This window comes from Flagellimonas nanhaiensis (genome assembly GCF_003382275.1).
Lineage (GTDB): Bacteria > Bacteroidota > Bacteroidia > Flavobacteriales > Flavobacteriaceae > Flagellimonas > Flagellimonas nanhaiensis.
This window is the reverse complement of the sequence record NZ_QTJX01000001.1, coordinates 771618-791300: the sequence shown is the minus strand read 5'-3', so window position 1 is coordinate 791300 and position 19683 is coordinate 771618. Positions and strand designations below refer to the sequence as shown.

Annotated in this window: 20 protein-coding genes and 1 pseudogene; 10 read left to right on the top strand and 11 right to left on the bottom strand. The window is 42.0% G+C overall.

What is annotated here, in order from left to right; translation table 11 throughout:
- The 6 genes and pseudogenes from DX873_RS03640 to DX873_RS18810 all read left to right on the top strand — a co-directional run bounded on the left by DX873_RS03640 (nucleotide 1) and on the right by DX873_RS18810 (nucleotide 5619).
- Nucleotides 1-582 carry a non-canonical purine NTP diphosphatase gene (locus DX873_RS03640; protein ID WP_116183155.1) on the top strand — a complete coding sequence of 194 codons (582 nt, stop codon included), beginning with the start codon at nucleotides 1-3 and terminating at the stop codon, nucleotides 580-582.
- Nucleotides 583-720: 138 nt separating this feature from the next.
- Nucleotides 721-2460: a DEAD/DEAH box helicase gene (locus DX873_RS03635; RefSeq protein ID WP_116183154.1), complete on the top strand. Its 1740-nt coding sequence runs from the start codon at nucleotides 721-723 to the stop codon at nucleotides 2458-2460.
- A 75-nt stretch (nucleotides 2461-2535) separates the two neighbouring features.
- Complete coding sequence (locus DX873_RS03630) at nucleotides 2536-3309, top strand: carboxypeptidase-like regulatory domain-containing protein (RefSeq protein WP_116183153.1); 774 nt, start codon at nucleotides 2536-2538, stop codon at nucleotides 3307-3309.
- A gap of 98 nt (nucleotides 3310-3407) precedes the next feature.
- Nucleotides 3408-5093, top strand: a complete 1686-nt coding sequence (locus tag DX873_RS03625) for an alpha-amylase family glycosyl hydrolase (RefSeq protein ID WP_116183152.1) — start codon at nucleotides 3408-3410, stop codon at nucleotides 5091-5093.
- A gap of 33 nt (nucleotides 5094-5126) precedes the next feature.
- A pseudogene (locus tag DX873_RS19135) lies at nucleotides 5127-5312 on the top strand (heavy metal-binding domain-containing protein); the annotation flags it as partial.
- 13 nt (nucleotides 5313-5325) lie between these two features.
- On the top strand, nucleotides 5326-5619 hold the full coding sequence (locus DX873_RS18810) for a hypothetical protein (protein ID WP_181899424.1): 294 nt from the start codon (nucleotides 5326-5328) through the stop codon (nucleotides 5617-5619).
- Nucleotides 5620-5684: 65 nt separating this feature from the next.
- On the opposite strand, the gene DX873_RS03615 is transcribed toward DX873_RS18810, so the two are convergent.
- From DX873_RS03615 to DX873_RS03605, 3 genes are read right to left on the bottom strand one after another with little or no spacing between them, the layout of a single operon-like run.
- Nucleotides 5685-6062 (bottom strand): VOC family protein, encoded by a 378-nt coding sequence (locus DX873_RS03615; protein WP_116183150.1) that lies wholly within the window; start codon nucleotides 6060-6062, stop codon nucleotides 5685-5687.
- Nucleotides 6063-6065: 3 nt separating this feature from the next.
- A complete protein-coding gene (locus DX873_RS03610; protein ID WP_116183149.1) occupies nucleotides 6066-6593 on the bottom strand; it encodes an SRPBCC family protein in 528 nt (175 codons plus the stop codon).
- A gap of 39 nt (nucleotides 6594-6632) precedes the next feature.
- Nucleotides 6633-7286, bottom strand: a complete 654-nt coding sequence (locus DX873_RS03605) for a TrmH family RNA methyltransferase (protein ID WP_116183148.1) — start codon at nucleotides 7284-7286, stop codon at nucleotides 6633-6635.
- 44 nt (nucleotides 7287-7330) lie between these two features.
- Here DX873_RS03605 and DX873_RS03600 point away from each other — a divergent pair, with 44 nt between their 5' ends.
- From DX873_RS03600 to purB, 3 genes are all read left to right on the top strand, one after another.
- Nucleotides 7331-8023 (top strand): SIR2 family NAD-dependent protein deacylase, encoded by a 693-nt coding sequence (locus DX873_RS03600; RefSeq protein WP_116183147.1) that lies wholly within the window; start codon nucleotides 7331-7333, stop codon nucleotides 8021-8023.
- Nucleotides 8024-8161: 138 nt separating this feature from the next.
- Nucleotides 8162-8734 (top strand): hypothetical protein, encoded by a 573-nt coding sequence (locus tag DX873_RS03595; RefSeq protein WP_116183146.1) that lies wholly within the window; start codon nucleotides 8162-8164, stop codon nucleotides 8732-8734.
- Nucleotides 8735-8782: 48 nt separating this feature from the next.
- Entirely contained in the window at nucleotides 8783-10126 is a 1344-nt protein-coding gene (purB, locus tag DX873_RS03590) for an adenylosuccinate lyase (protein ID WP_116183145.1), read from the top strand.
- 24 nt (nucleotides 10127-10150) lie between these two features.
- Here purB and DX873_RS18805 read toward each other — a convergent pair whose 3' ends face one another.
- The 8 genes from DX873_RS18805 to DX873_RS03550 all read right to left on the bottom strand — a co-directional run bounded on the left by DX873_RS18805 (nucleotide 10151) and on the right by DX873_RS03550 (nucleotide 17980).
- Entirely contained in the window at nucleotides 10151-13399 is a 3249-nt protein-coding gene (locus DX873_RS18805; protein WP_181899423.1) for a T9SS type A sorting domain-containing protein, read from the bottom strand.
- Nucleotides 13400-13470: 71 nt separating this feature from the next.
- A complete protein-coding gene (locus DX873_RS03580; protein WP_116183144.1) occupies nucleotides 13471-14001 on the bottom strand; it encodes a Riean_0653 family protein in 531 nt (176 codons plus the stop codon).
- Nucleotides 14002-14374: 373 nt separating this feature from the next.
- Nucleotides 14375-15190 carry a mechanosensitive ion channel family protein gene (locus tag DX873_RS03575; RefSeq protein WP_116183143.1) on the bottom strand — a complete coding sequence of 272 codons (816 nt, stop codon included), beginning with the start codon at nucleotides 15188-15190 and terminating at the stop codon, nucleotides 14375-14377.
- A 144-nt stretch (nucleotides 15191-15334) separates the two neighbouring features.
- Entirely contained in the window at nucleotides 15335-15874 is a 540-nt protein-coding gene (locus DX873_RS03570; RefSeq protein ID WP_116183142.1) for a DUF4252 domain-containing protein, read from the bottom strand.
- 86 nt (nucleotides 15875-15960) lie between these two features.
- Nucleotides 15961-16503: a DUF4252 domain-containing protein gene (locus DX873_RS03565; protein ID WP_116183141.1), complete on the bottom strand. Its 543-nt coding sequence runs from the start codon at nucleotides 16501-16503 to the stop codon at nucleotides 15961-15963.
- A gap of 6 nt (nucleotides 16504-16509) precedes the next feature.
- Nucleotides 16510-17052, bottom strand: a complete 543-nt coding sequence (locus tag DX873_RS03560; protein WP_116183140.1) for a DUF4252 domain-containing protein — start codon at nucleotides 17050-17052, stop codon at nucleotides 16510-16512.
- 12 nt (nucleotides 17053-17064) lie between these two features.
- Nucleotides 17065-17484, bottom strand: a complete 420-nt coding sequence (locus DX873_RS03555) for a hypothetical protein (RefSeq protein ID WP_116183139.1) — start codon at nucleotides 17482-17484, stop codon at nucleotides 17065-17067.
- Nucleotides 17471-17980 carry an RNA polymerase sigma factor gene (locus DX873_RS03550; RefSeq protein WP_116183138.1) on the bottom strand — a complete coding sequence of 170 codons (510 nt, stop codon included), beginning with the start codon at nucleotides 17978-17980 and terminating at the stop codon, nucleotides 17471-17473. The genes DX873_RS03555 and DX873_RS03550 overlap by 14 nt, the downstream gene beginning before the upstream one ends.
- Nucleotides 17981-18186: 206 nt before the next feature.
- Here DX873_RS03550 and DX873_RS03545 point away from each other — a divergent pair, with 206 nt between their 5' ends.
- Complete coding sequence (locus DX873_RS03545) at nucleotides 18187-19680, top strand: S41 family peptidase (protein ID WP_116183137.1); 1494 nt, start codon at nucleotides 18187-18189, stop codon at nucleotides 19678-19680.
- The last annotated feature ends 3 nt before the right edge of the window (nucleotides 19681-19683 follow it).

Sequence of the window (19683 nt, the reverse complement as noted above, 5' to 3'; positions counted from 1 at the left end):
TTGAAGCTCGTTTTTGCCACCCACAATCCACATAAACTGAGGGAAGTCCAGCAGTTATTGCCATCATCAATAGAGCTGTTATCTTTAACGGATATTGGTTGTACCGAAGAAATTCCGGAAACTGGGAACACTTTGGAAGAAAATGCCAAGTTGAAGGCTGACTTTGTTACCACAAACTATGGATTCAACTGTTTTTCTGATGATACCGGGTTATTGATCGATGTTCTTGATGGCAGACCGGGAGTTTTTTCTGCCCGCTACGCTGGACATGAAAAAAACGACAATGACAACATGTCCAAAGTGTTGAGTGAAATGCGAGATGAAAGAAATAGACTCGCCCATTTTAAAACGGCCATCCATTTGAATCTACAAGGAGAAAGTCATGTTTTTAGCGGGATTGTAGAGGGTACTATTACCGAAAAAAGATATGGTGACGGCGGATTTGGCTATGATCCGATCTTTAAACCTCTCGGATACGAAAAGACGTTCGGTGAGCTTCCCTCCGAAACCAAAAATGCCATAAGCCACAGAGGCAAGGCAATCCAAAAACTTGTCAACTTTCTAAAAAATGTTGCTACATAAGCGTCAGGGACCAAATTTGACGTACCTTTGCCGCTTTGTTAATGCCGCCGGTATGGGCACCGTGTTGCCAAGAGCTTAAAGCGTAGTATAAAAATCGCTCACTGCAACACAGCATATTTGCGATTTAAATACACCTTTATGACTAAGTTTGAAGCCCTGGGGTTGGATCAACCCCTATTGGATGCTATTTCCGACCTCGGATTTGAATCCCCCTCAGAAGTACAAGAAAAATCTATCCCAGTTCTTTTAGAAAAAGACACCGATTTGGTAGCACTGGCCCAAACAGGGACAGGAAAAACTGCTGCGTTCGGTTTTCCAATGATTCAAAAAATACAGGCAGAAAGCAGGACCACCCAAGGTCTTATTCTTTCTCCTACCCGTGAGCTGTGCCTTCAGATCACCAATGAGCTCAAGCTCTATTCCAAATACGTAAAAGGAATGAACGTTGTGGCCATTTATGGTGGTGCCAGCATCACTGAACAGGCAAAACAGATAAAACGGGGGGCTCAAATCGTGGTAGCCACTCCGGGACGTATGAAGGATATGATCGGTCGAAGGATGGTGGACATTTCAAAGATTGATTTTTGTGTGTTGGACGAAGCTGATGAAATGCTCAATATGGGCTTCTATGAAGACATCAAGGACATTCTTTCCAATACACCTGAAGAAAAATTTACCTGGCTTTTTTCCGCAACCATGCCCAAAGAAGTTGCGACCATTGCCAAAAAATTCATGCACAACCCTGTTGAAATCACAGTAGGGACCAAAAATGCTGGTGCCACTACGGTGCAACACGAATACTATGTAGTTGGAGGCAGAGACCGCTATCCCGCCCTTAAAAGACTGGCGGATGCCAATCCTGGGATTTTTTCGGTTGTTTTCTGCAGGACCAAACGTGACACCCAAAAGGTAGCTGAGAAACTTATTGAGGATGGTTACAATGCTGGTGCCCTACACGGAGATCTTAGCCAAAACCAGCGGGACTTGGTGATGAATGCCTTTCGAAAGAAACAAGTGCAGATGTTGGTAGCAACAGATGTTGCTGCAAGGGGAATCGATGTAGACGATATAACCCATGTCATCAACTACCAATTGCCAGATGAGATTGAAACCTACACACACCGAAGTGGTAGAACAGGTAGGGCTGGAAAATCAGGTGTTTCCATGGTTATTGTAACACGCTCCGAGTTGAGAAAAATCAATTCCATTGAGAAAAAAATCAAACAGGATTTCCTTTCCAAAAAGATACCTACGGGAATCGAAATTTGTGAAATCCAATTGTATCATTTGGCCAACAAAATCAAGGAAACAGAAGTCAATTCAGAGATAGACAATTACCTTCCTGCCATTAACGATGTGCTTGAAGGAATTGATCGAGATGAGCTCATCAAGAAAATTATTTCTGTTGAATTTACCCAGTTTTACAATTACTACAGTCGAACCAAAGACCTTAACAGTTCGGAAGGCTCTAGAGAACGTGGCACAAAAGGAGAAGCTTCTTCTAACGGCTCTGTGAGATACTTTATCAACGTTGGGGAACGTGATGGTTACGATTGGATGTCGCTCAAGGATTTTCTTCGGGATACATTGAGCTTGGAAAAAGAAGATGTCTTCAATGTGGACACAAAGGACAGCTTTTCCTTTTTTAACACAGATGCACAACTCACAGAATTTGTTCTTCAGACTTTTACGGACTTTAAGGTAGACGGCCGTTTTATCAATGTGGAAGTTTCCAAAAAGCCCGCCAGCGGTAAGGGAGGTAAAAAAAGAGACCGAAAACGAGGACACAGAAAAGGGGATAGTAACAGGTCTTTTAAAGGACGAAGAAAAGGTAACTCAGGAAAGAGGGGGGGCAAAAAACGTCCAGGTTTTTATTAGTTAATTCTGTATTAAAAAGTGAGGGACTCCTGTTTATTTTCCTTTGTTTAGTATTTTTATGCTTACAAAGATTGCATGAGAAGAATACTACTTTTACTTTTTTTCCTTTCTTCATTGTCCATTGTTGCTCAAAATGAAGATGATACCGTGGTGGGGGAACTTACCGCCACCGTTGTAAATGCGCAGAGCGGTTTTCCGATGGTTAGCGTACACGTAATCAACCTAAACAAAGTAGTGGGTACCATTACGGACCAAAAAGGAAAATTTACCATCAGTGCCACAGTTAATGACACCCTTTACCTTTCTTTTTTAGGCTTTAAATCCCAAAAAGTTCGGGTAACGAACGATATGTTCAAATTTGAGGATACTGAAATCGCTTTGACGGAACTGGCCTATGCCTTGGAAGAAGTAATTGTGCGACCTTATCAACTTACGGGCTACTTGGAAATTGATGTCAAAAACTTACCTATCAATAATGCCTACCAGTACAGTATTTCAGGTCTGCCCACAAGTTATGAAGGTGGAAGCAAAAGCCCAAGTGCGGTGACCAAGGTACTGGGAGCAATCTTGAACCCGGCCGACCTCTTGCGGAATCTTTTTGGAAAAAAACCAAAACAAATGCGGAAACTACGGCAGATGAAGGAGGACGATGACATACGGAACCTTTTGGCGTCAAAGTTTGATCGTGAGACCCTCACTGAACTGCTTCAATTGGAAAAAGTTGATATTGAGGACATCCTCAACAACTGCAATTACTCACGTTCCTTTATCAACACTGCCAACGACCTGCAAATTTTAGATGCCATCTCAAGCTGCTACGAGGAATACAAAGTATTGAATCGCAAATAGATAACCCGTTTCAGGGTAACTCTTGCCTCAAATAAAGGCATCTAAATAAATTTCCGATTTACGTATTCATTTTATAGCTTTAGGCAAAATCCCAATTCATGAAAAAGCTACTTGCTATAATTAGCATAACCTCCATTTTTGCAAGTTGTACGCAATCCCCAAAAAAACAAAAGAAAGAACCCCGAGTAGTTGCGGAGCAAACTCTCAAGAAAGACCCCCCTTTTGTTTGGGAGAGTGCCAATATTTATTTTATGCTCACCGATCGTTTCAATAACGGGAATCTTGAAAACGATATCAACTTTGAAAGAAACGAAGAGACAGCTGTTTTAAGGGGATTTGAAGGTGGAGACCTTCAAGGAATAACACAAAAGATAAAAGACGGATATTTTACCAATTTAGGTATTAATGCCATCTGGTTCTCCCCTATTGTGGAACAGATTCATGGGCCCACAAACGAAGGTACAGGAAATACATACGGATACCATGGGTACTGGACCAAAGATTGGACAGCCATTGACCCAAATTTTGGTACTCGTAAAGATTTGGCCGCATTGGTGAAAACGGCGCATGCAAATAATATTCGAATCATAATGGACGTAGTCCTTAACCATACCGGTCCCGTAACTGAAACGGACCCTGTTTGGCCAGAAGACTGGGTAAGGACCGGACCCAACTGCCAATACACCAATTACGAGAATACAACGGCTTGTACTTTGGTTGAGAACCTTCCGGATATCTTAACAGAATCCGACGAACCCGTAGAGCTTCCCGATGCCCTCTTGGCCAAATGGAAAGAAGAAGGCAGGTTAAGTCAGGAATTGGATGAATTGAACTTGTTTTTTGAACGTACCGGCTATCCTAGGGCACCAAGATTTTATATCATAAAATGGTTAACAGATTATGTCCATGACTTTGGCATAGATGGATTTAGGGTGGATACCGCAAAGCATGTCAATGAAAATGCCTGGTCAGAGCTTCGCAAGGAAGCAGATTATGCTTTTGAGACCTGGAAGAAAAAGCATCCCAACCAAATTCTTGATGACAATGGTTTCTATATGGTTGGTGAAGTGTACAACTATGGTATTTCTTCAGGAAGGGATTTTGATTTTGGAGATAAGAAGGTGGATTTTTTCAATTATGGGTTGGATGGCCTAATCAATTTTGAACTCAAATCAGATGCCACCAAAAACTATGAAACCATCTTCAAGAAATACAACAAGTTACTCAATACCAAATTGAAGGGTCAGAGCATTCTAAACTATCTTACATCACATGATGATGGTGCGCCCTATGATAGTGAGCGGAAAAAACCGTACCGTACCGCCAATGTACTTTTGTTGACCCCTGGAGCTTCACAAGTCTATTACGGAGATGAAACTTCCAGAAGCTTGATCATAGAGGGAACCGAAGGTGATGCTACCTTACGTTCCTTCATGAACTGGAAAGACCTGGATAGCCTACCGGAGATTCAAAAAATTCATGAGCATTGGCAAAAATTAGGTCAATTCAGAAGAAACCACCCAGCCGTTGGTGCCGGAAAGCACAAAAGACTGGGAAAATCACCCTATGTTTTCTCCAGAACCTATGTTGATGATGAGTTCAAGGACAAAGTAGTGGTGGGACTAGACCTTCCCAAGGGTAAAAAATCCCTTTGGGTAAAAGGATTCTTTGGAGATGGAACCAAACTATATGACACCTATTCGCAAACCGAGGTTACGGTGAACAAGGGCAAGGTCATTCTAGAAAATAATTATGATATCGCTCTGCTTGAATTGGCAGAATAACCAAAATCAAAACAATACATAAAGTACCAAAAAATGAAAAAAACTAGGCTTTTTAAATTAATGCCTCTGTTTGCCATACTATTTGTGGCAATGGTTTCTTGTAAAGAACAAAAGAAAGAGGCTACGGATGAGTTGGCAAAAGTTGAGTACCAATGCCCCATGGATTGCGAAGATGGCAAAGTCTATGAATCCGAGGGGACCTGCCCCATTTGCAAAATGGATCTTGCTGCTGTTGGACACACCAAAGAATGTCAATGCGGTAAAGATGGAGAATGCAAATGTGAAAAAGGAAAGTGCAACTGCGAGAAATGTAAAGAACACAAGAAAGGACACGCCTCAAAATGCAATTGCAAAGCGGATGGCGAATGTAAGTGCGAAAAAGGTAAGTGCAACTGTGAGGAGTGCAAAGCCCACAAGGGAGAGTGTCTTTGCAAATCAGATGGAGATTGTAAGTGCGAGGAAGGCAAGTGCAAATGCAATGGCTGCCCTGTCCATAGTTGATATTACTCTGCTCCAATGGACTTGATGTTGAAATCATAAATAAAAACAGGCCCAAGTTTGGGCCTGTTTTTATTTTGTTGAATACTAAAACTATTTCCTGGAATGCAGGGCTACCCTGTTCCCCTCTGTATCCTCAAATAAGGCCATATACCCCACATCTGGACTAATCTGGGTTTTAGGTTTTAGAATTTTTCCGCCTTTATCAACAATTCGGTCCAACTCAATTTGTACGTCCTCACTTGAAAAATAGATGAGTACACCATCATTATTGCTCGGTCTATATTCCGAATGGAATATCAGCGAACCTGAAGCACCAGCTTTACCTTCGGACCATGGAAAAAAGCCCATTAGTGTTCCAGCAAAATCCTGAACCTGTATTTCTATTTGAAAAACCTGGTCATAAAATGCCTTGGCCCGATCCATATCCGTTACAGGAATCTCGAACCAGCCCACCATATTCTGTTCCATATCTTATTTTTCCAAGATTTCCTTTAAACTCGATAAGCCTTCCTCAAAATCCTTGCCCACGGCTTTGTCCATGTTCATGAACAGCATCATTATGCTAAACGGGAACTTGTTCTTACCGGAAAACCCCCAGGTTACCTTGGTTTTATCCTTATCAATTTCTTCAGTGACCAAATATGCATCTGAAATGGACTTCCAAGGTTTAAGAAAGCGGAGTTCAGACTCAATACGCTCCCCATCCACAATCTTGGTGATTTCCTGCTCGCCTTCACCAACATCTTTATTGCCGTTCCAATAGCTGGTTGCTCCCACTTCCCCATCCGTGCCGGTGAATTTCTTTTCCATATTGGGGTCTTTCTTGTTCCAGGGCGACCATTGATCTTGGTTTTTCAGGAACCGTAGATTCTCAAAAACGGCCTTTTTGGAGTTTCCAATCTCAATAGACCTGGAAACATCGTAGGTCTTCGGGGCAATAAGAGCTAAAAAGAGAATAAGCACCACAATGCCCACTAGAATGTAAAGTAGTATTATCATTTGTTTTTGAATTGGTTAACAACTAAAAATACAAAAACTTTAGTCGGCGAGGTATCTGCTGATAATTCCTTCCACATCCTTGATGGATTTTTTGGTCCAATCTAATCTTTTCTCAAGTACCTCAATGTCTGATAATTGCCAATCAATTCTTGAGCTCCTAACCTTTTGGGACAGCTCTTGGATGATGATTGCGGCCGAAACAGAGACATTCAAGCTTTCCGAAAAACCAACCATGGGAATCTTAAGAAAACCATCTGCTTTTTGCATCACTTCTTCGCTTAATCCCTCTTTTTCAGTCCCAAAAAACAAGGCTGTTTTGGTGTTTGGGTCAAAATCGGACAATAACCTGGAATCGTTATGCGGAGTGGTGGCCATGATCTTATAGCCCATATCCTTTAATTTGGATATACATTCCGAGGTAGTTCCATACCTATTCACATCCACCCACTGCTCTGCTCCCATGGCAATATTCTTGTCCAATCGTTGTTCAAATCGATCCTCGATAACATGCACTTCTTGAACTCCGAAAGCATCGCAACTTCTTAGGATAGCACTGGTATTATGTAGTTGGAATACATCTTCAATGGCAACGGTGAGATGCTTAGTACGATTCTTTAATATTTCATCAAAACGTTGTTTCCTCTCTTCTGTTAGGAAGCCTTCCAAATATGTCAACAAATCGTAATTAAACATATTAAGGACAAGATAGCGAAATTTGAATTTCCTATTTTTGATAGATGGGCAAAAAGAAAGTAGTTGTACTTACCGGAGCAGGCATGAGTGCCGAAAGTGGTTTAAAAACCTTCAGGGACGAAAATGGTCTTTGGGAAGGGCATGATGTTATGCAAGTGGCCTCTCCTCAAGGTTTTGCGGCAGATCCTGAATTGGTACTTGAATTTTATAACCAAAGACGGAGACATCTTTTGGAAGTATCTCCCAACGAAGGACATAGAGCCTTGGTAGACCTGGAAGGTCATTTTGATGTAAGCATTGTTACCCAAAACGTGGATAACCTGCATGAACAGGCGGGAAGCAGGCATGTGGTGCACTTACATGGCGAGTTGTTCAAAGTGCGAAGCACGGTTAATGAAAACCATATTCTGGAATGGAAAAAAGACCTAGTTCTTGGTGATCTGGATGAAAAGGGGCATCAATTGAGGCCACACATAGTGTGGTTTGGCGAAATGGTCCCCATGATGGAAACTGCAGTGCAAATCACTCAACAGGCTGATATTTTGGTCATTATAGGTACTTCCATGCAGGTATATCCGGCCGCTGGATTAATCAACTATGTGTCCCAACAAACACCCATTTACTTTGTTGACCCCAAACCAACCATTAATTCCTCGGATTTTTACAATCTAACGGTGATTGCCGAGACCGCCGTGGAGGGAGTGCCTAATCTTGTTCGTCAGCTATCTCATAGTTAGATCTGAGCTGTTTGGCCCAATCGATTAGAAGTTTTTTCTGGTCTATAAAATAGTATTCCCACTAACACGACCAACACTATAATTCCTATTTTTTTTGCTAATTTCATATCCCCGTATCTGTAATAAAAATAAGCTTTTGTGACCGAAGCACAACTTCATGCCGCACTTAGTTCTGGGAGGATTTCCAAAGCGCAGGTTGACCTACTGGTAAGCGAGCTAACCCTACAACCAGAGCTTACAAAAGCTCTTTTTAATGAGATCTTGTTGGAGGACAAGGAGGGAACGTTCAATGCCAGCTGGACCTTTGACCATCTCATGAGAAAAAAGCTGGTGTACCTATTACCCATTTTTGATGAATTCATCAAAGGTTTGTCCCTGTTGAAATCAGAATCCTGTATTCGTCCGTTGGCGCATGTATGTGAAATGGTGACCGAAGCCTACTTTAAAAAGAAAGACCCTGTTTTTGTAAAGAATGTTTCGGATGATCAATTGGAGAAAATCATGACCCTTTGTTTTGATTGGCTGATAAGTCCTATGAACATGGCGCCCAAGGTGTTTTCTATGACCAGTCTCTATTATTTAGGCCTAAAATTTGACTGGGTGCACCTGGAACTCAGGTTGGTCCTAGAAGATACCTTTGCATCTGGAACCGCTGGTTACCAAAATAGAGCTAAAAAAACATTGGACAAGCTGGCCAAATTAGGCCATTAAACTCTTTGAGTTTAAGTATCTTTGAAGCTTTCAAAATTGTTGATGACAATGTCCGTAACCGAACTCAATGCCATTTCACCCATCGATGGCCGATATAGAGGTAAAACCGAAGCTTTAAAGGATTATTTTTCTGAAGAGGCCCTGATTAAGTATCGGGTGCTTGTTGAAATAGAATATTTCATTGCGCTTTGCGAGATTCCGCTTCCACAGTTAGCCGATTTTGATGCCACTAAGTTTCCAGAGCTTCAAAAGATTTATTCTGATTTTTCGGCCGAGGACGCAAAAGCCATCAAAGAGATTGAAAAAACTACCAATCACGATGTAAAAGCAGTGGAATATTTCATCAAACAACAATTTGATGCGTTGGGATTGGAAAAATATAAGGAGTTCATCCATTTTGGATTGACTTCTCAGGACATCAACAATACTGCTGTTCCCTTATCCATTAAAGAGGCCATGAACGATGTGTATGTGCCGCTATACTTTGGGGTTTTTGAAAAATTGAAGGAATTGGCCAAGGAATGGGAGAACATCCCTATGCTGGCACGCACTCATGGGCAACCCGCCTCCCCTACCCGATTGGGTAAGGAAATTGAAGTATTTGTAGAGCGATTGAAAGAGCAATTCAATTTATTGAATGATATTCCCAGTGCTGCCAAATTTGGAGGTGCCACAGGAAACTACAATGCCCATCAAGTAGCTTATCCCGAAAATGATTGGAAAGCTTTCGGGAAACAATTTGTCCAAGAGAAATTGGGATTGCACCACTCTTTTCCAACCACTCAAATTGAGCATTATGACCACATGGCAGCTTTGTTTGACTGTCTAAAACGTATCAATACCATCTATATTGATTTCAATAGGGATGTTTGGACCTATATTTCCATGGACTACTTTAAGCAGAAAATCAAAAAAGGGGAAGTTGGGTCTTCGGCCATGCCGCACAAGGTAAATCCTATTGATTTTGAAAATTCTGAAGGGAATTTGGGTCTGGCCAATGCCATTTTTGAGCATTTATCGGCTAAACTCCCCATTTCCAGATTGCAGCGTGACCTTACGGACAGTACCGTATTGCGTAATGTTGGCGTTCCTTTTGCGCATACTTTGGTTGGATTTCAATCTACCTTAAAGGGATTGAACAAATTGGTCTTGAACCAGGAGAAGTTTGAGCAGGATTTGGAGGACAATTGGGCCGTAGTGGCCGAAGCCATACAGACCATTTTGCGCAGGGAAGGATATCCCAATCCGTATGAAGCCCTAAAGGGCTTGACCCGTACCAATGAGAAGATTACCCAAAAATCCATTGCTGACTTTATTGATACTTTGGAAGTGTCGGACACCATCAAAAGTGAACTTAAAAAAATAACCCCAGCGAATTACACCGGGGTTTAGATTCCCTTTTATTATGATCCATTTTCAATCCACCAGAAGGATTTTGTACACTGGACCCAAATTTGTTTCAATGATCACTGCATAGTACCCGGTAGTCAAATCCCTGACATCTACGGTAACCGAGAGCTCTCCTGGATACTGAAAAGTCAAGCTCTTTTTTGGGATTTGTTGTAATTGCGCATATAGTGTAACACCAAGAATCCTTGACGGTACTTCAATATCAGGCGATTGAAGGGGTGCTATGGCAATGTTGACCTCTTCAGAAGCTATGTTTGGGTAAATGATTACCCCATCTGATTCATCGGAAGTACCGGGCACAATGTCTAAATCTGTGTCAGGTTGTATCGGAATTCCACCTCCTCCTCCCCCATCTCCAGGGCCAGCGTGTTTTACCCAGAGTAATCTTGCCGGGCCCGCACCACAATCGTTTATTCCCATAAGCTGTACATAACCATTATCCTTGCCATATCCTGTAAAGACGTGGGCACTTTGATAACTTGTTGCGGTCTTCTTTATTTGCCAATTGTTTCCAAAAATATCAAACTGGTTAACGCGATCAAAGGGATAGGGCAGTCTCCACTCGTAGCTATCCGCCCCTACAGCAGGCCCTCCAAAATAACTCACCAGAGCCCCGGTCAGCACCACTTCTGGGCCATATAAATTTGAGGGTTGCGAAGGCCTGCCCACCTGTAGCACTTTTTCCAGCACCACGGGATCGCCCCCACAGGCTTCAGAGGTCAAGGTTGCAGTTATGGTGATTTGTTGGCTAAAGCTATTGGGTGGTGTGATAAAAGATGTCGCAGGACTATTGGGGTCCGTGGGCATGGCAGCATCCGGGTTGCTCGAGCTCCATTGTACCTCCGTGTCTCCCTTCACTTCAACAAAATACAATTCCTCTTCGCACAACAGTTTATTGCCCTCAATTTCTGAAGATTCGCAAAGAAAAGAGCAGTCAAACGAAGTGGCCATCTTATTGAATTCATTGGCCAGCCAATCCCCATTTTGCCGATTGAACGAAATGTGTTCCGCATTATGTCCCGTTACGTTATATGTAGTGGCATAATTGTGAAAAGGAATGGCCAGATCTGGAGAAGGTGGGCTTTCCACGGAATATATGTTCAAATAGTCAGCAATCGTCAATTGGGCATTACCGCTGCCCACATCCAAAGCACTCGTAACGGGAATAAAATTAATGTCTGGCGTGGTCTCAAGGCTAAGATTATAGCTTGCCAAAACATTGCTTTCGTATTCATCGAATTCATCTATAGTGCCAATAAAAGGCATGGCCCCACCAGGAAAATCATCCAAGCGCAGTGTCTCCCCTGGAAATGTAACGGTCTTATTGGTTATTGTTCGTGTTATTGGTAGCACCCAAAGGTTCTTTTTCTCATATTGAATCCACCCCTTGTACAGCCAACCTTCCTCTCCACCTGGAAAGGCCCAGATATGAAAATCGGTCTTGAGCTTGGCCTGTCCTGGTAAAAATCCAAGCAATATGGTAGGGATATCCCCAAATGCGACCCCAATAGAACCACCTACAACAGGTGCAATAAAAGATATAAAATCACCAAATAGTTTTGTAGAACCTGTGCCATTTAACCTTGCCAAGGTTTGGCCGGGCTGTATGCCGTACGTTTGTGCACAATGGCTGCCGTTGCTGAGGGCTATATTTCGGGTCTGTTGTGGATAGCCCATGGCCTTGAGTTCATTTTGCCAAGCCTCGTGCTCTTCCTTGTTGATTTTGTAATTTACATCCACCCAGTTGATCAAAAGCTGCCTTACTGCAGGCTGATCGATCAATTTTCTGGCTTCATGCACCGGTACCTCCCCACTTGCCATGGCCACCAAAATATCACCGACCGGGGTGGTGATCAATTCGTTGAGGACATGACGGACCATGTACAGTGCCCCTGGTGGTACGTGGGCCCCTTGGTGCGGAGCATCGTGACTAACGTACAAACTGGTATCATGGTCCTCGTTATTGTTCTCCATATCCCGCAGGGCGTAGCGTGCCAAAACCCCGCCCATGCTCTGACCCAAGATGACATTGGGTGCTGCATCGTTCTCCTTGGTTTGGTTCACCCAACGTATTACTTCCTCCAACACATAGGCATTGCGCTGCAACCAGTCCGTACCATTGTCCCAATTGACATAGATGATGTCAAAACTTTCTTCGGTATCTTCTGTAATCAAATCCTTAAGTTTGTCGTTGTCAGACTTGTCAACTCCCTTAAGAAATGTTCCAATATCCATATCTCCAACTTTGTCAATTTCTGATAATAGTCCAGTATCAAAACCCTCTACCACAATCAAGGGTTTGTGTATTTTTTTGCATTCTTTTGCGGGCGCTATTTGCAGCTTGGCCACTCCTTTTACCCCCATATAAGCTTTGGAAGCCGTTATGGTCTCTTCCCATGGCTCGTCAACGCAGGCCGGATTCCGTGCCGTCAAAGTCTGTCGGGTGGCTTTTCCTGTAATCTTTACGGGAGTGCGGCAATACCTAAAGGTATTGTCGGTAAGTTTGAGCCGAAAGGTCCACACATAATCCCCATCCTCGGTAAATTGATGTTCGAGAGTTTCCCCCAGTTCATACGGATGAAAACCGCCCCCATCCCCAAAATCCACCTCAAAGCTCTGCACTAAAGTCGCCTGGTTGGTGCGCCATTCGGTGTCCTCCAACAATAGGGATATGGTGGAACTGCTAATACGGGTCTGCGGCAAAGTTATGGCAAACACTTCCAAGGTTTCATAGGGGTTTTTCCATTGGGTATTTTCGTATACATCCTTATAGTACTTATCGTCCACTACCTCAATAAGTCCCAGGTCCAAGGCATCAGGCCGAATACGAGAGTAGTGGTAATACAATCCGTTGAGTGTTATGGCCGTGGTAAAGGGCTTTTTGCCAAACTTGGCAGCATGGGACTTGGCCATGCTCTTCCAATCTTGCTCCAGGGCAACAGGGTCTACCAGTTCGGGCACAACTAAGGAGGTGCGCATGGAGACCACACTGTTATAGAGATCCCGGTATGTGGAGGGGACAATGTAGTTGTTGTCGCGCAGCACGCCATCATAATTGGTCACGTCCACAAAATCGTAGCCATAATCCAGTAACATGCTGTGGGGAATCTTGCTTTTGTCCAACGGGCCAAAGACCTCGTTGGTCTTATTGGCTACCTCAAGGTCAATATGCAATTGGGCTTGGGCCGAAAGACAGCATAGGAACATAAAAAGGTAGAGGGGTAAAAGGAGAAGGGTTGTAAGTGTTTTTTTCATTTTCAAATGGATTAAAGTTTATGGGTTTGGGGTATGCTTTTTTAAGTTTTGAATGCTGAATTTTGAGTTGTTTAAAATTTTAGGTCGAAACGGCCGTCGGTAAAGTTCAGGGTCTTGCCCTCGTCGTCCTTGACCGAAAACTCAAAAGTGCCTGAAACGATAAATTCCTCTAGATCAAAGCGGGTAATTATTATCTGTCCGGGAAGTTGATTAGTGGTTTCTATCCTTGAATCCAAACCTCCTCTTTCTAAATATAAAGCACTGTATTGTCCTTCCAACCTAGATTCTAATGGGAATTGTCCTTCAGAAACGTCACCTTCTATTTCCAATCCAGTCAAAATTATTCCTGTATCACTTCTATTAAAGCCATATATAGTTAATGTGTTAAAAACATAATCAACACCACGTTCATCTTTATTAGAAAAAAATGGTTTCCCATTGATCAGGCAGGCAAAGGTATTCTCGCCTGTTTGGGTAATGGGCGGGAGGGCGTCCACGGGGTTTTTGGGTCCATCGTCGTTGCTACAGGAGACCAGGGTGAAAAGGTAGAAGGGTAAAAGGGTAATGGGTAAAAGGCGAAGGGTCGCAGGTGTTTTTTTCATTTTAAATAGATTAAAGTTTATGGATTTGGGGGATCTGTCTTAATTATATTATAGGTTATCCGATTGCATTCATTATTTCTTAAATGAACAAACAGGTTGCCAACAGGTGTATGAGACAAGAAAAAAGTCCCTACCCAAGGAGGTTGAAAATGAGAGGTTGAAAAATTTTCAATGAGGTTATCTGCTTGGCAGAATTGAAAATTAATGACCTTATTATTGGAACCTGAAAGAAGTCCCAAAAGGCTTTAGATGTTTAAATGTAGTATTTTTATTGTTATAGCAAAGGTGTCAATCCAATTTATGCAGTTTTTTTACACAAAAAAAGCCCCAACCTTTATGTTGGGGCTTCATTTTTTCAGGTCTTTTTCTTCTTCTATCCCTCTTTATGGATTTCCACCTGATGTGGATAAGGAATTTCAATTCCGGCTTCATCCAGTGCCAATTTACAATTTTCGTAGGTTGAGAAATAAACGTCCCAATAGTCTTCAGGTTTACAGAAAGGACGTACCGCAAAGTTCACCGAACTGTCCGCCAACTCCATCACATTCACCGAAGGAGCAGGGTCCTTTAACACCTGTGGATTGGAGGTAAGTACTTGTAACAATACTTCCTTGGTCTTTTTAATGTCCTCTCCATAGCCTACCCCTACAACGGTGTCCACACGAATTTTACCTTCCGCGGTATAGTTGACAATATTGCCATTGGCCATAGCTCCATTGGGCACAATAGCCAATTTGTTTTCAGGAGTGGTCAACTTGGTGGTGAAGATCTCAATCTCTTTTACCACACCCAATACCCCTTGGGCCTCAATGAGGTCCCCTATGCGATACGGCTTGAAAATCATCAACAATACCCCACCCGCAAAGTTGGACAGCGACCCCTGCAATGCCAAACCTACGGCGAGACCCGCTGCGGCAATCACAGCTGCAAAAGTGGTGACATCCACTCCAAGTCGAGAAATAACAATAATTATCAGAAATACTTTGAGGGACCACGACAAAAGGTTCAATAGAAACTTCTGTAGGGATTCTTCGTATTTGCTTTTGGACATTACTTTTTTGGTAGCGCCAGTTATTTTCTTGATCAACCACGAACCTATAATATAAATGAGGATGGCTGTAATCAGTTTGGGCCCGAATTCCTTGGCAAGGTCTAGCCCGTAGTTCATCCATTCTTGTGCTTTTTCCATACTGCTTTCTTGATTTGTTAGTGTTTTCAAAAGTGAGACACTAAGATAACAAGAAGGTCACAACAGCACATTGATCCATTAGTATTGGACATAAAAAAACCTGGGCAAAAGCCCAGGTTGTGTTTATTGGATGGTCTATTTTGGCTATCCTTTCAGAAACTCTCCGATCTCTCCCAATCCTTCTCCTTTGTAATCTGATTTTTGAATGGCTTGCATAAGCTGGACAATGTGGGCTGGATTCATGTCCTTCCCTAAAACCCGTACCACGGCAAAGCCTTTGTCCTTGCTGTCACCGTAAATAATTACCTCATCAATGGCATCTTCCTCTCCCAAATATTTGATTACACCTCTGCCATATTGCGAGTTGATCTTCATGAGTTCAACAAAATCCTCTCCCTTCAAAATTTCCTTAATCTTGCTTTTTTCCGATTTGTACTCAGCTATATTATCCGCTGTCTTTTTGAAAGCGAGCAGATTAAACTTCCGCAAGGACTCCACAGCTTCTTTTTGGGTAGGGGTCAAATCCACTTCTCCCATATTCAAAATACTTGCCGGAACGTCTACCGTAATGAAGTTGGGGTTTTCAGAATTGTCCACATAGTACTCCTGCAAACTCTGTTGTGAAGAGCAGGAAGCGAAAAGGACAACTCCCAATACCATTATGCTTTTTACTATATATTTCATCTGTACTTTTTTTGATTGATTGTTTTGATGATCTATTGTTATATGTAAAGTTATTGCCGGATTTGTTACGATCCAGCAATAATCTTTTACTCTTTATCTAATTTATGAAGTCCTTTGTGAAGCTTCATTTTCTTGGTCAAGGTTCCCACCTGTGCAAGATCGATATCTCCAGTGATTGTCAGCAGTACTGTCTCAGGCTCAAAGTAGGAATCATGCTTTCTCTTTTCATCTATTCCTTTTGCGAACATCAACAGTTCTTTTACATGGTCCTCGTCCTTACCATATCTAACATAAAAGTTTAGATTGGTATCTCCATCTCGCACTTTCATCAACTCTTCAAGCTTTGCCGACTTTACATATTGTTTCATCGTCACTGCCATATCTTCTGCGGCATCTTCATCCTCGGAAAGAAAGATTTTGATTTTATTGATTCGATTAGCGATTTCAATAAATTCTTGGCTTTCCGGGTCCGAATCGTTCTCCATTATTTTGGACACAATGTCCAACATCCCTTTATTTATGGTTATGGACCCTATTCTATCCGAGTCCTCAAACTTATCGAAGATGGACTGGGAAGTTCCCAAAAAGGGTATACAGGCCAGTGCAATTAAAACTACTATCTTTTTCATTTCTGCTTAGTTTCCTTTTTTACCGGCGTTGTTCAGTTCCTCGGGCAGGTTCATTTTTTTGGTCAATGAATTGATTTTGTTCAAATCAATATCCCCTGTCAATGAAAGTAGTACGGTTTCAAATTCCCTACCATCTGCTTCGACTTGCTTTAAATCGGTCACCAACATTAACAACTCACTTACATGGTCATCATCTTTTCCTTGCTTAATGTAAAACTTAACATTGGCATCCTTATCCTTTACGCGCATAAGCTCTTCCAGTCTAGCGGACTTTAAATAGCTTCCTACGGAAGATTTCATCTCTGCACTGATTTTTGGATTGTCAGTAGTAAAGACCTTTAAGCTTTTAAGGCTACTGGCAATGTCCATAAAATCTTGGGCCTCTGGGTCATCTACCTCCACATCTATCTTAGCTAACAGATTGAACATGCTTTTGTTCACCACCACCGAAGTGACCTCGTCCATATCCTCGAACTTATCGAACATCGATTGCGAAAACCCGGAAAGTGGCAGTACAGCGATCAATAAGATTAAAATATTCCTTTTCATTTGTTTACGATTTTAATTGTTGTTGTAAATTTTTTGTTTTGCGGCTTCAAACTCTTGTAGATAAGCTACCTTTTCGGTGCCTTTTCCAAAATTCTCCGCTAAGAGCTCAAACGCCTTTTTGGTTTCATTGTAGGCATATTCTGCCTGTTTTCTTTCTCGGTACTCGTTACCAAAATAGATGCCGAAAGACAAAACCGCTACTGCTGCAATGGATACCCACTTATAAAAGTCTTTTCTAGGTTTTAATGGGACCTGCTTGGTGTACCGTTCTTCCTTGGCCATGGAAAAGTAATTGAACATGGGTCTGTACTGCTCCAAATGTGTTGCCACATCTTCTTGTGAGAAATATTCTCTGAGCATCTTCTCCTCTTCCACCGTAGTGGTGGCCTCAAAATACTTTTCCAATAATTTTTCTATGTTACCCAATTCCATAGTTATGTTTTTTAATCAATTCTTGTCTAACTGCTTTGCGTGCCCGGGACAGTGTCACTCTAACTGCTGTAGGTTTCATGTCCAATAGTTCGCATATTTCTTCAAAATCATATTGTTCCACATCTCGGAGCTGTAATACCATTTTTTGCTGTTCTGGAAGCTCTTCCATGATCTTTTCCATCCAATTGATACTGTCCTCAACTTCTAATTGTTTTTGTAACGATGTGTTTTCGTCAGTATAATTGCTATGGACCAGCTTCAAATTACCTGCTTGTTTGGATTTTAATCGGTCCAAGCAAAAGTTCTTGGTCATGGTCATGGCAAAGGCCTCAACATTTTTATATTCTCCCATGGTCTCGTTTTTGGACCATAGTTTCAATAAAATTTCCTGCGTAGCATCCTCTGCCTCTTCCTTTGAGACCAGCAAGCGTTTAGCAAGTCTGTACAGCTTATCCTTGAAAGGCATCACAACATTCAAAAATTCAGCTTGTTTCATTTGGTTGTCTCAGTTGTTTTTGGCCAATTTTATGGGCCTATATTAGCACGACGACACATATCGAATTTTGTTACAAAAAATTTGTAATCTCCTTGAATGTACCTATTTTGTACTTCAAAATTGTTAGAATTTAGAAAATTTACCGTCTTACTGTCTAGCCTCTCGTTATTGTGGAACAAAATTTGATGTGCCTTAATTAAAATGCTATGAAGAAATACATTTTCCTATTATTGGGCTTGTCCCTTTTCGTTTTTGCATGTAGTAATGACGATGGAATTTCCAACGGAGATACCCCAGACCCTACACCAGGAGCCAATGTCACAGTCCAAAACTTTATGTGGCAGGCCATGAACCTTTGGTATTTTTGGCAAGAAGATGTGGACGTCCTTTCGGACACCAATTTTAGCAGTAATGAAGATTATACCAACTTCTTACAGGCCACACCAAATCCTGAAGATTTCTACTTTGATGTGTTGTTGTTTGGAGATGACCGTTTCAGTTTTTTGAATGATGACTATTCCGAGTTGGTCAACAATCTTTCAGGGGTCTCCAGAAGCAATGGATTGGAATTCGATCTAAACTTGTTTGATGATGAGTTCAATGTTTTTGGTTTTGTTCTGTACATTTTGCCCAATTCGGACGCTTCTACAAAAACCATTAAAAGAGGAGATATCTTTACCAGAGTAGATGGCCAACAATTGACCGTAAACAATTACAGAGACCTCTTGTTTGGAGAAAACAGCACATATACCCTAGGGTTGGCAGACATTGTCGGAACTCAAATTGTGGACAATGATACCGAGGTCACACTCACCAAAATAGAAAATCAAGTTGAGGACCCCATTTTGGTTGCCGAGACTTTAGATGTTAACGGAACCAAGATTGCCTATCTCATGTACAACCGTTTTTTGAGCAGCTTCAACGTTGAGTTGAACGATGCGTTTGGGAAGTTTGTTGAAGACGGGGCCACAGAACTGGTTTTGGATATGCGTTATAATCCTGGTGGGTCTGTAAACACTTCACGTCTTTTGGCAAGTATGATATATGGTACAAATACCAGTGATTTATATATCCGACAACGTTGGAATAGTAAAATTCAAGCCCAACTGAGTTCAGGGAATCTAGAGGATTATTTTGCCAGTTCTTTCAAAATCAATCCAGATGATGAGGAATCCATACCCGTCAACACTTTGAACTTGCAAAAGATATATGTCCTGGCCACTGGAAGTTCGGCCTCAGCAAGTGAGCTGGTGATGAACGGATTAGCCCCTTATGTTGACATTGTACATATTGGAAGTACCACCCGCGGGAAAAACGAATTTTCCATCACTTTGGTAGATGATCCAGAGAATAACTTCCCATTCTTATATTCTTCGACCAGAGAGGCTTCTATTAACCCGGACAATAGCTGGGGGCTTCAGCCACTAGTGGGCAGAAACGAAAATGCCAACGGATTTTATGATTACACGAACGGCCTTGCGCCCAATATTATCCTAGAAGAGGATTTGGCGAATATGGGAGTTCTTGGCGACCCCAACGAGCCTCTTTTGGCCAAGGCCATACAAGAAATTACAGGTGCCTCCAGCAAGAAAGGTTTCTCGGTACAAATGCCCGCGAAGTCTTTTATCAGCTCCAGGCTACAAACGCCATTGCGTGACAATATGTATCTGGATAAACCTCTGCATATAGAAATAGAATAATAA

Coding starts and splice junctions, on each gene's coding strand:
- DX873_RS03635 (WP_116183154.1), top strand. CDS start 721: ATGACTAAGTTTGAAGCCCTGGGGTTGGATCAACCCCTATTGGATGCT.
- DX873_RS03630 (WP_116183153.1), top strand. CDS start 2,536: ATGAGAAGAATACTACTTTTACTTTTTTTCCTTTCTTCATTGTCCATT.
- DX873_RS03625 (WP_116183152.1), top strand. CDS start 3,408: ATGAAAAAGCTACTTGCTATAATTAGCATAACCTCCATTTTTGCAAGT.
- DX873_RS03615 (WP_116183150.1), bottom strand. CDS start 6,062: ATGGAACAGAATATGGTGGGCTGGTTCGAGATTCCTGTAACGGATATG.
- DX873_RS03610 (WP_116183149.1), bottom strand. CDS start 6,593: ATGATAATACTACTTTACATTCTAGTGGGCATTGTGGTGCTTATTCTC.
- DX873_RS03605 (WP_116183148.1), bottom strand. CDS start 7,286: ATGTTTAATTACGATTTGTTGACATATTTGGAAGGCTTCCTAACAGAA.
- DX873_RS03600 (WP_116183147.1), top strand. CDS start 7,331: ATGGGCAAAAAGAAAGTAGTTGTACTTACCGGAGCAGGCATGAGTGCC.
- purB (WP_116183145.1), top strand. CDS start 8,783: ATGTCCGTAACCGAACTCAATGCCATTTCACCCATCGATGGCCGATAT.
- DX873_RS18805 (WP_181899423.1), bottom strand. CDS start 13,399: ATGAAAAAAACACTTACAACCCTTCTCCTTTTACCCCTCTACCTTTTT.
- DX873_RS03580 (WP_116183144.1), bottom strand. CDS start 14,001: ATGAAAAAAACACCTGCGACCCTTCGCCTTTTACCCATTACCCTTTTA.
- DX873_RS03575 (WP_116183143.1), bottom strand. CDS start 15,190: ATGGAAAAAGCACAAGAATGGATGAACTACGGGCTAGACCTTGCCAAG.
- DX873_RS03570 (WP_116183142.1), bottom strand. CDS start 15,874: ATGAAATATATAGTAAAAAGCATAATGGTATTGGGAGTTGTCCTTTTC.
- DX873_RS03565 (WP_116183141.1), bottom strand. CDS start 16,503: ATGAAAAAGATAGTAGTTTTAATTGCACTGGCCTGTATACCCTTTTTG.
- DX873_RS03560 (WP_116183140.1), bottom strand. CDS start 17,052: ATGAAAAGGAATATTTTAATCTTATTGATCGCTGTACTGCCACTTTCC.
- DX873_RS03555 (WP_116183139.1), bottom strand. CDS start 17,484: ATGGAATTGGGTAACATAGAAAAATTATTGGAAAAGTATTTTGAGGCC.
- DX873_RS03550 (WP_116183138.1), bottom strand. CDS start 17,980: ATGAAACAAGCTGAATTTTTGAATGTTGTGATGCCTTTCAAGGATAAG.
- DX873_RS03545 (WP_116183137.1), top strand. CDS start 18,187: ATGAAGAAATACATTTTCCTATTATTGGGCTTGTCCCTTTTCGTTTTT.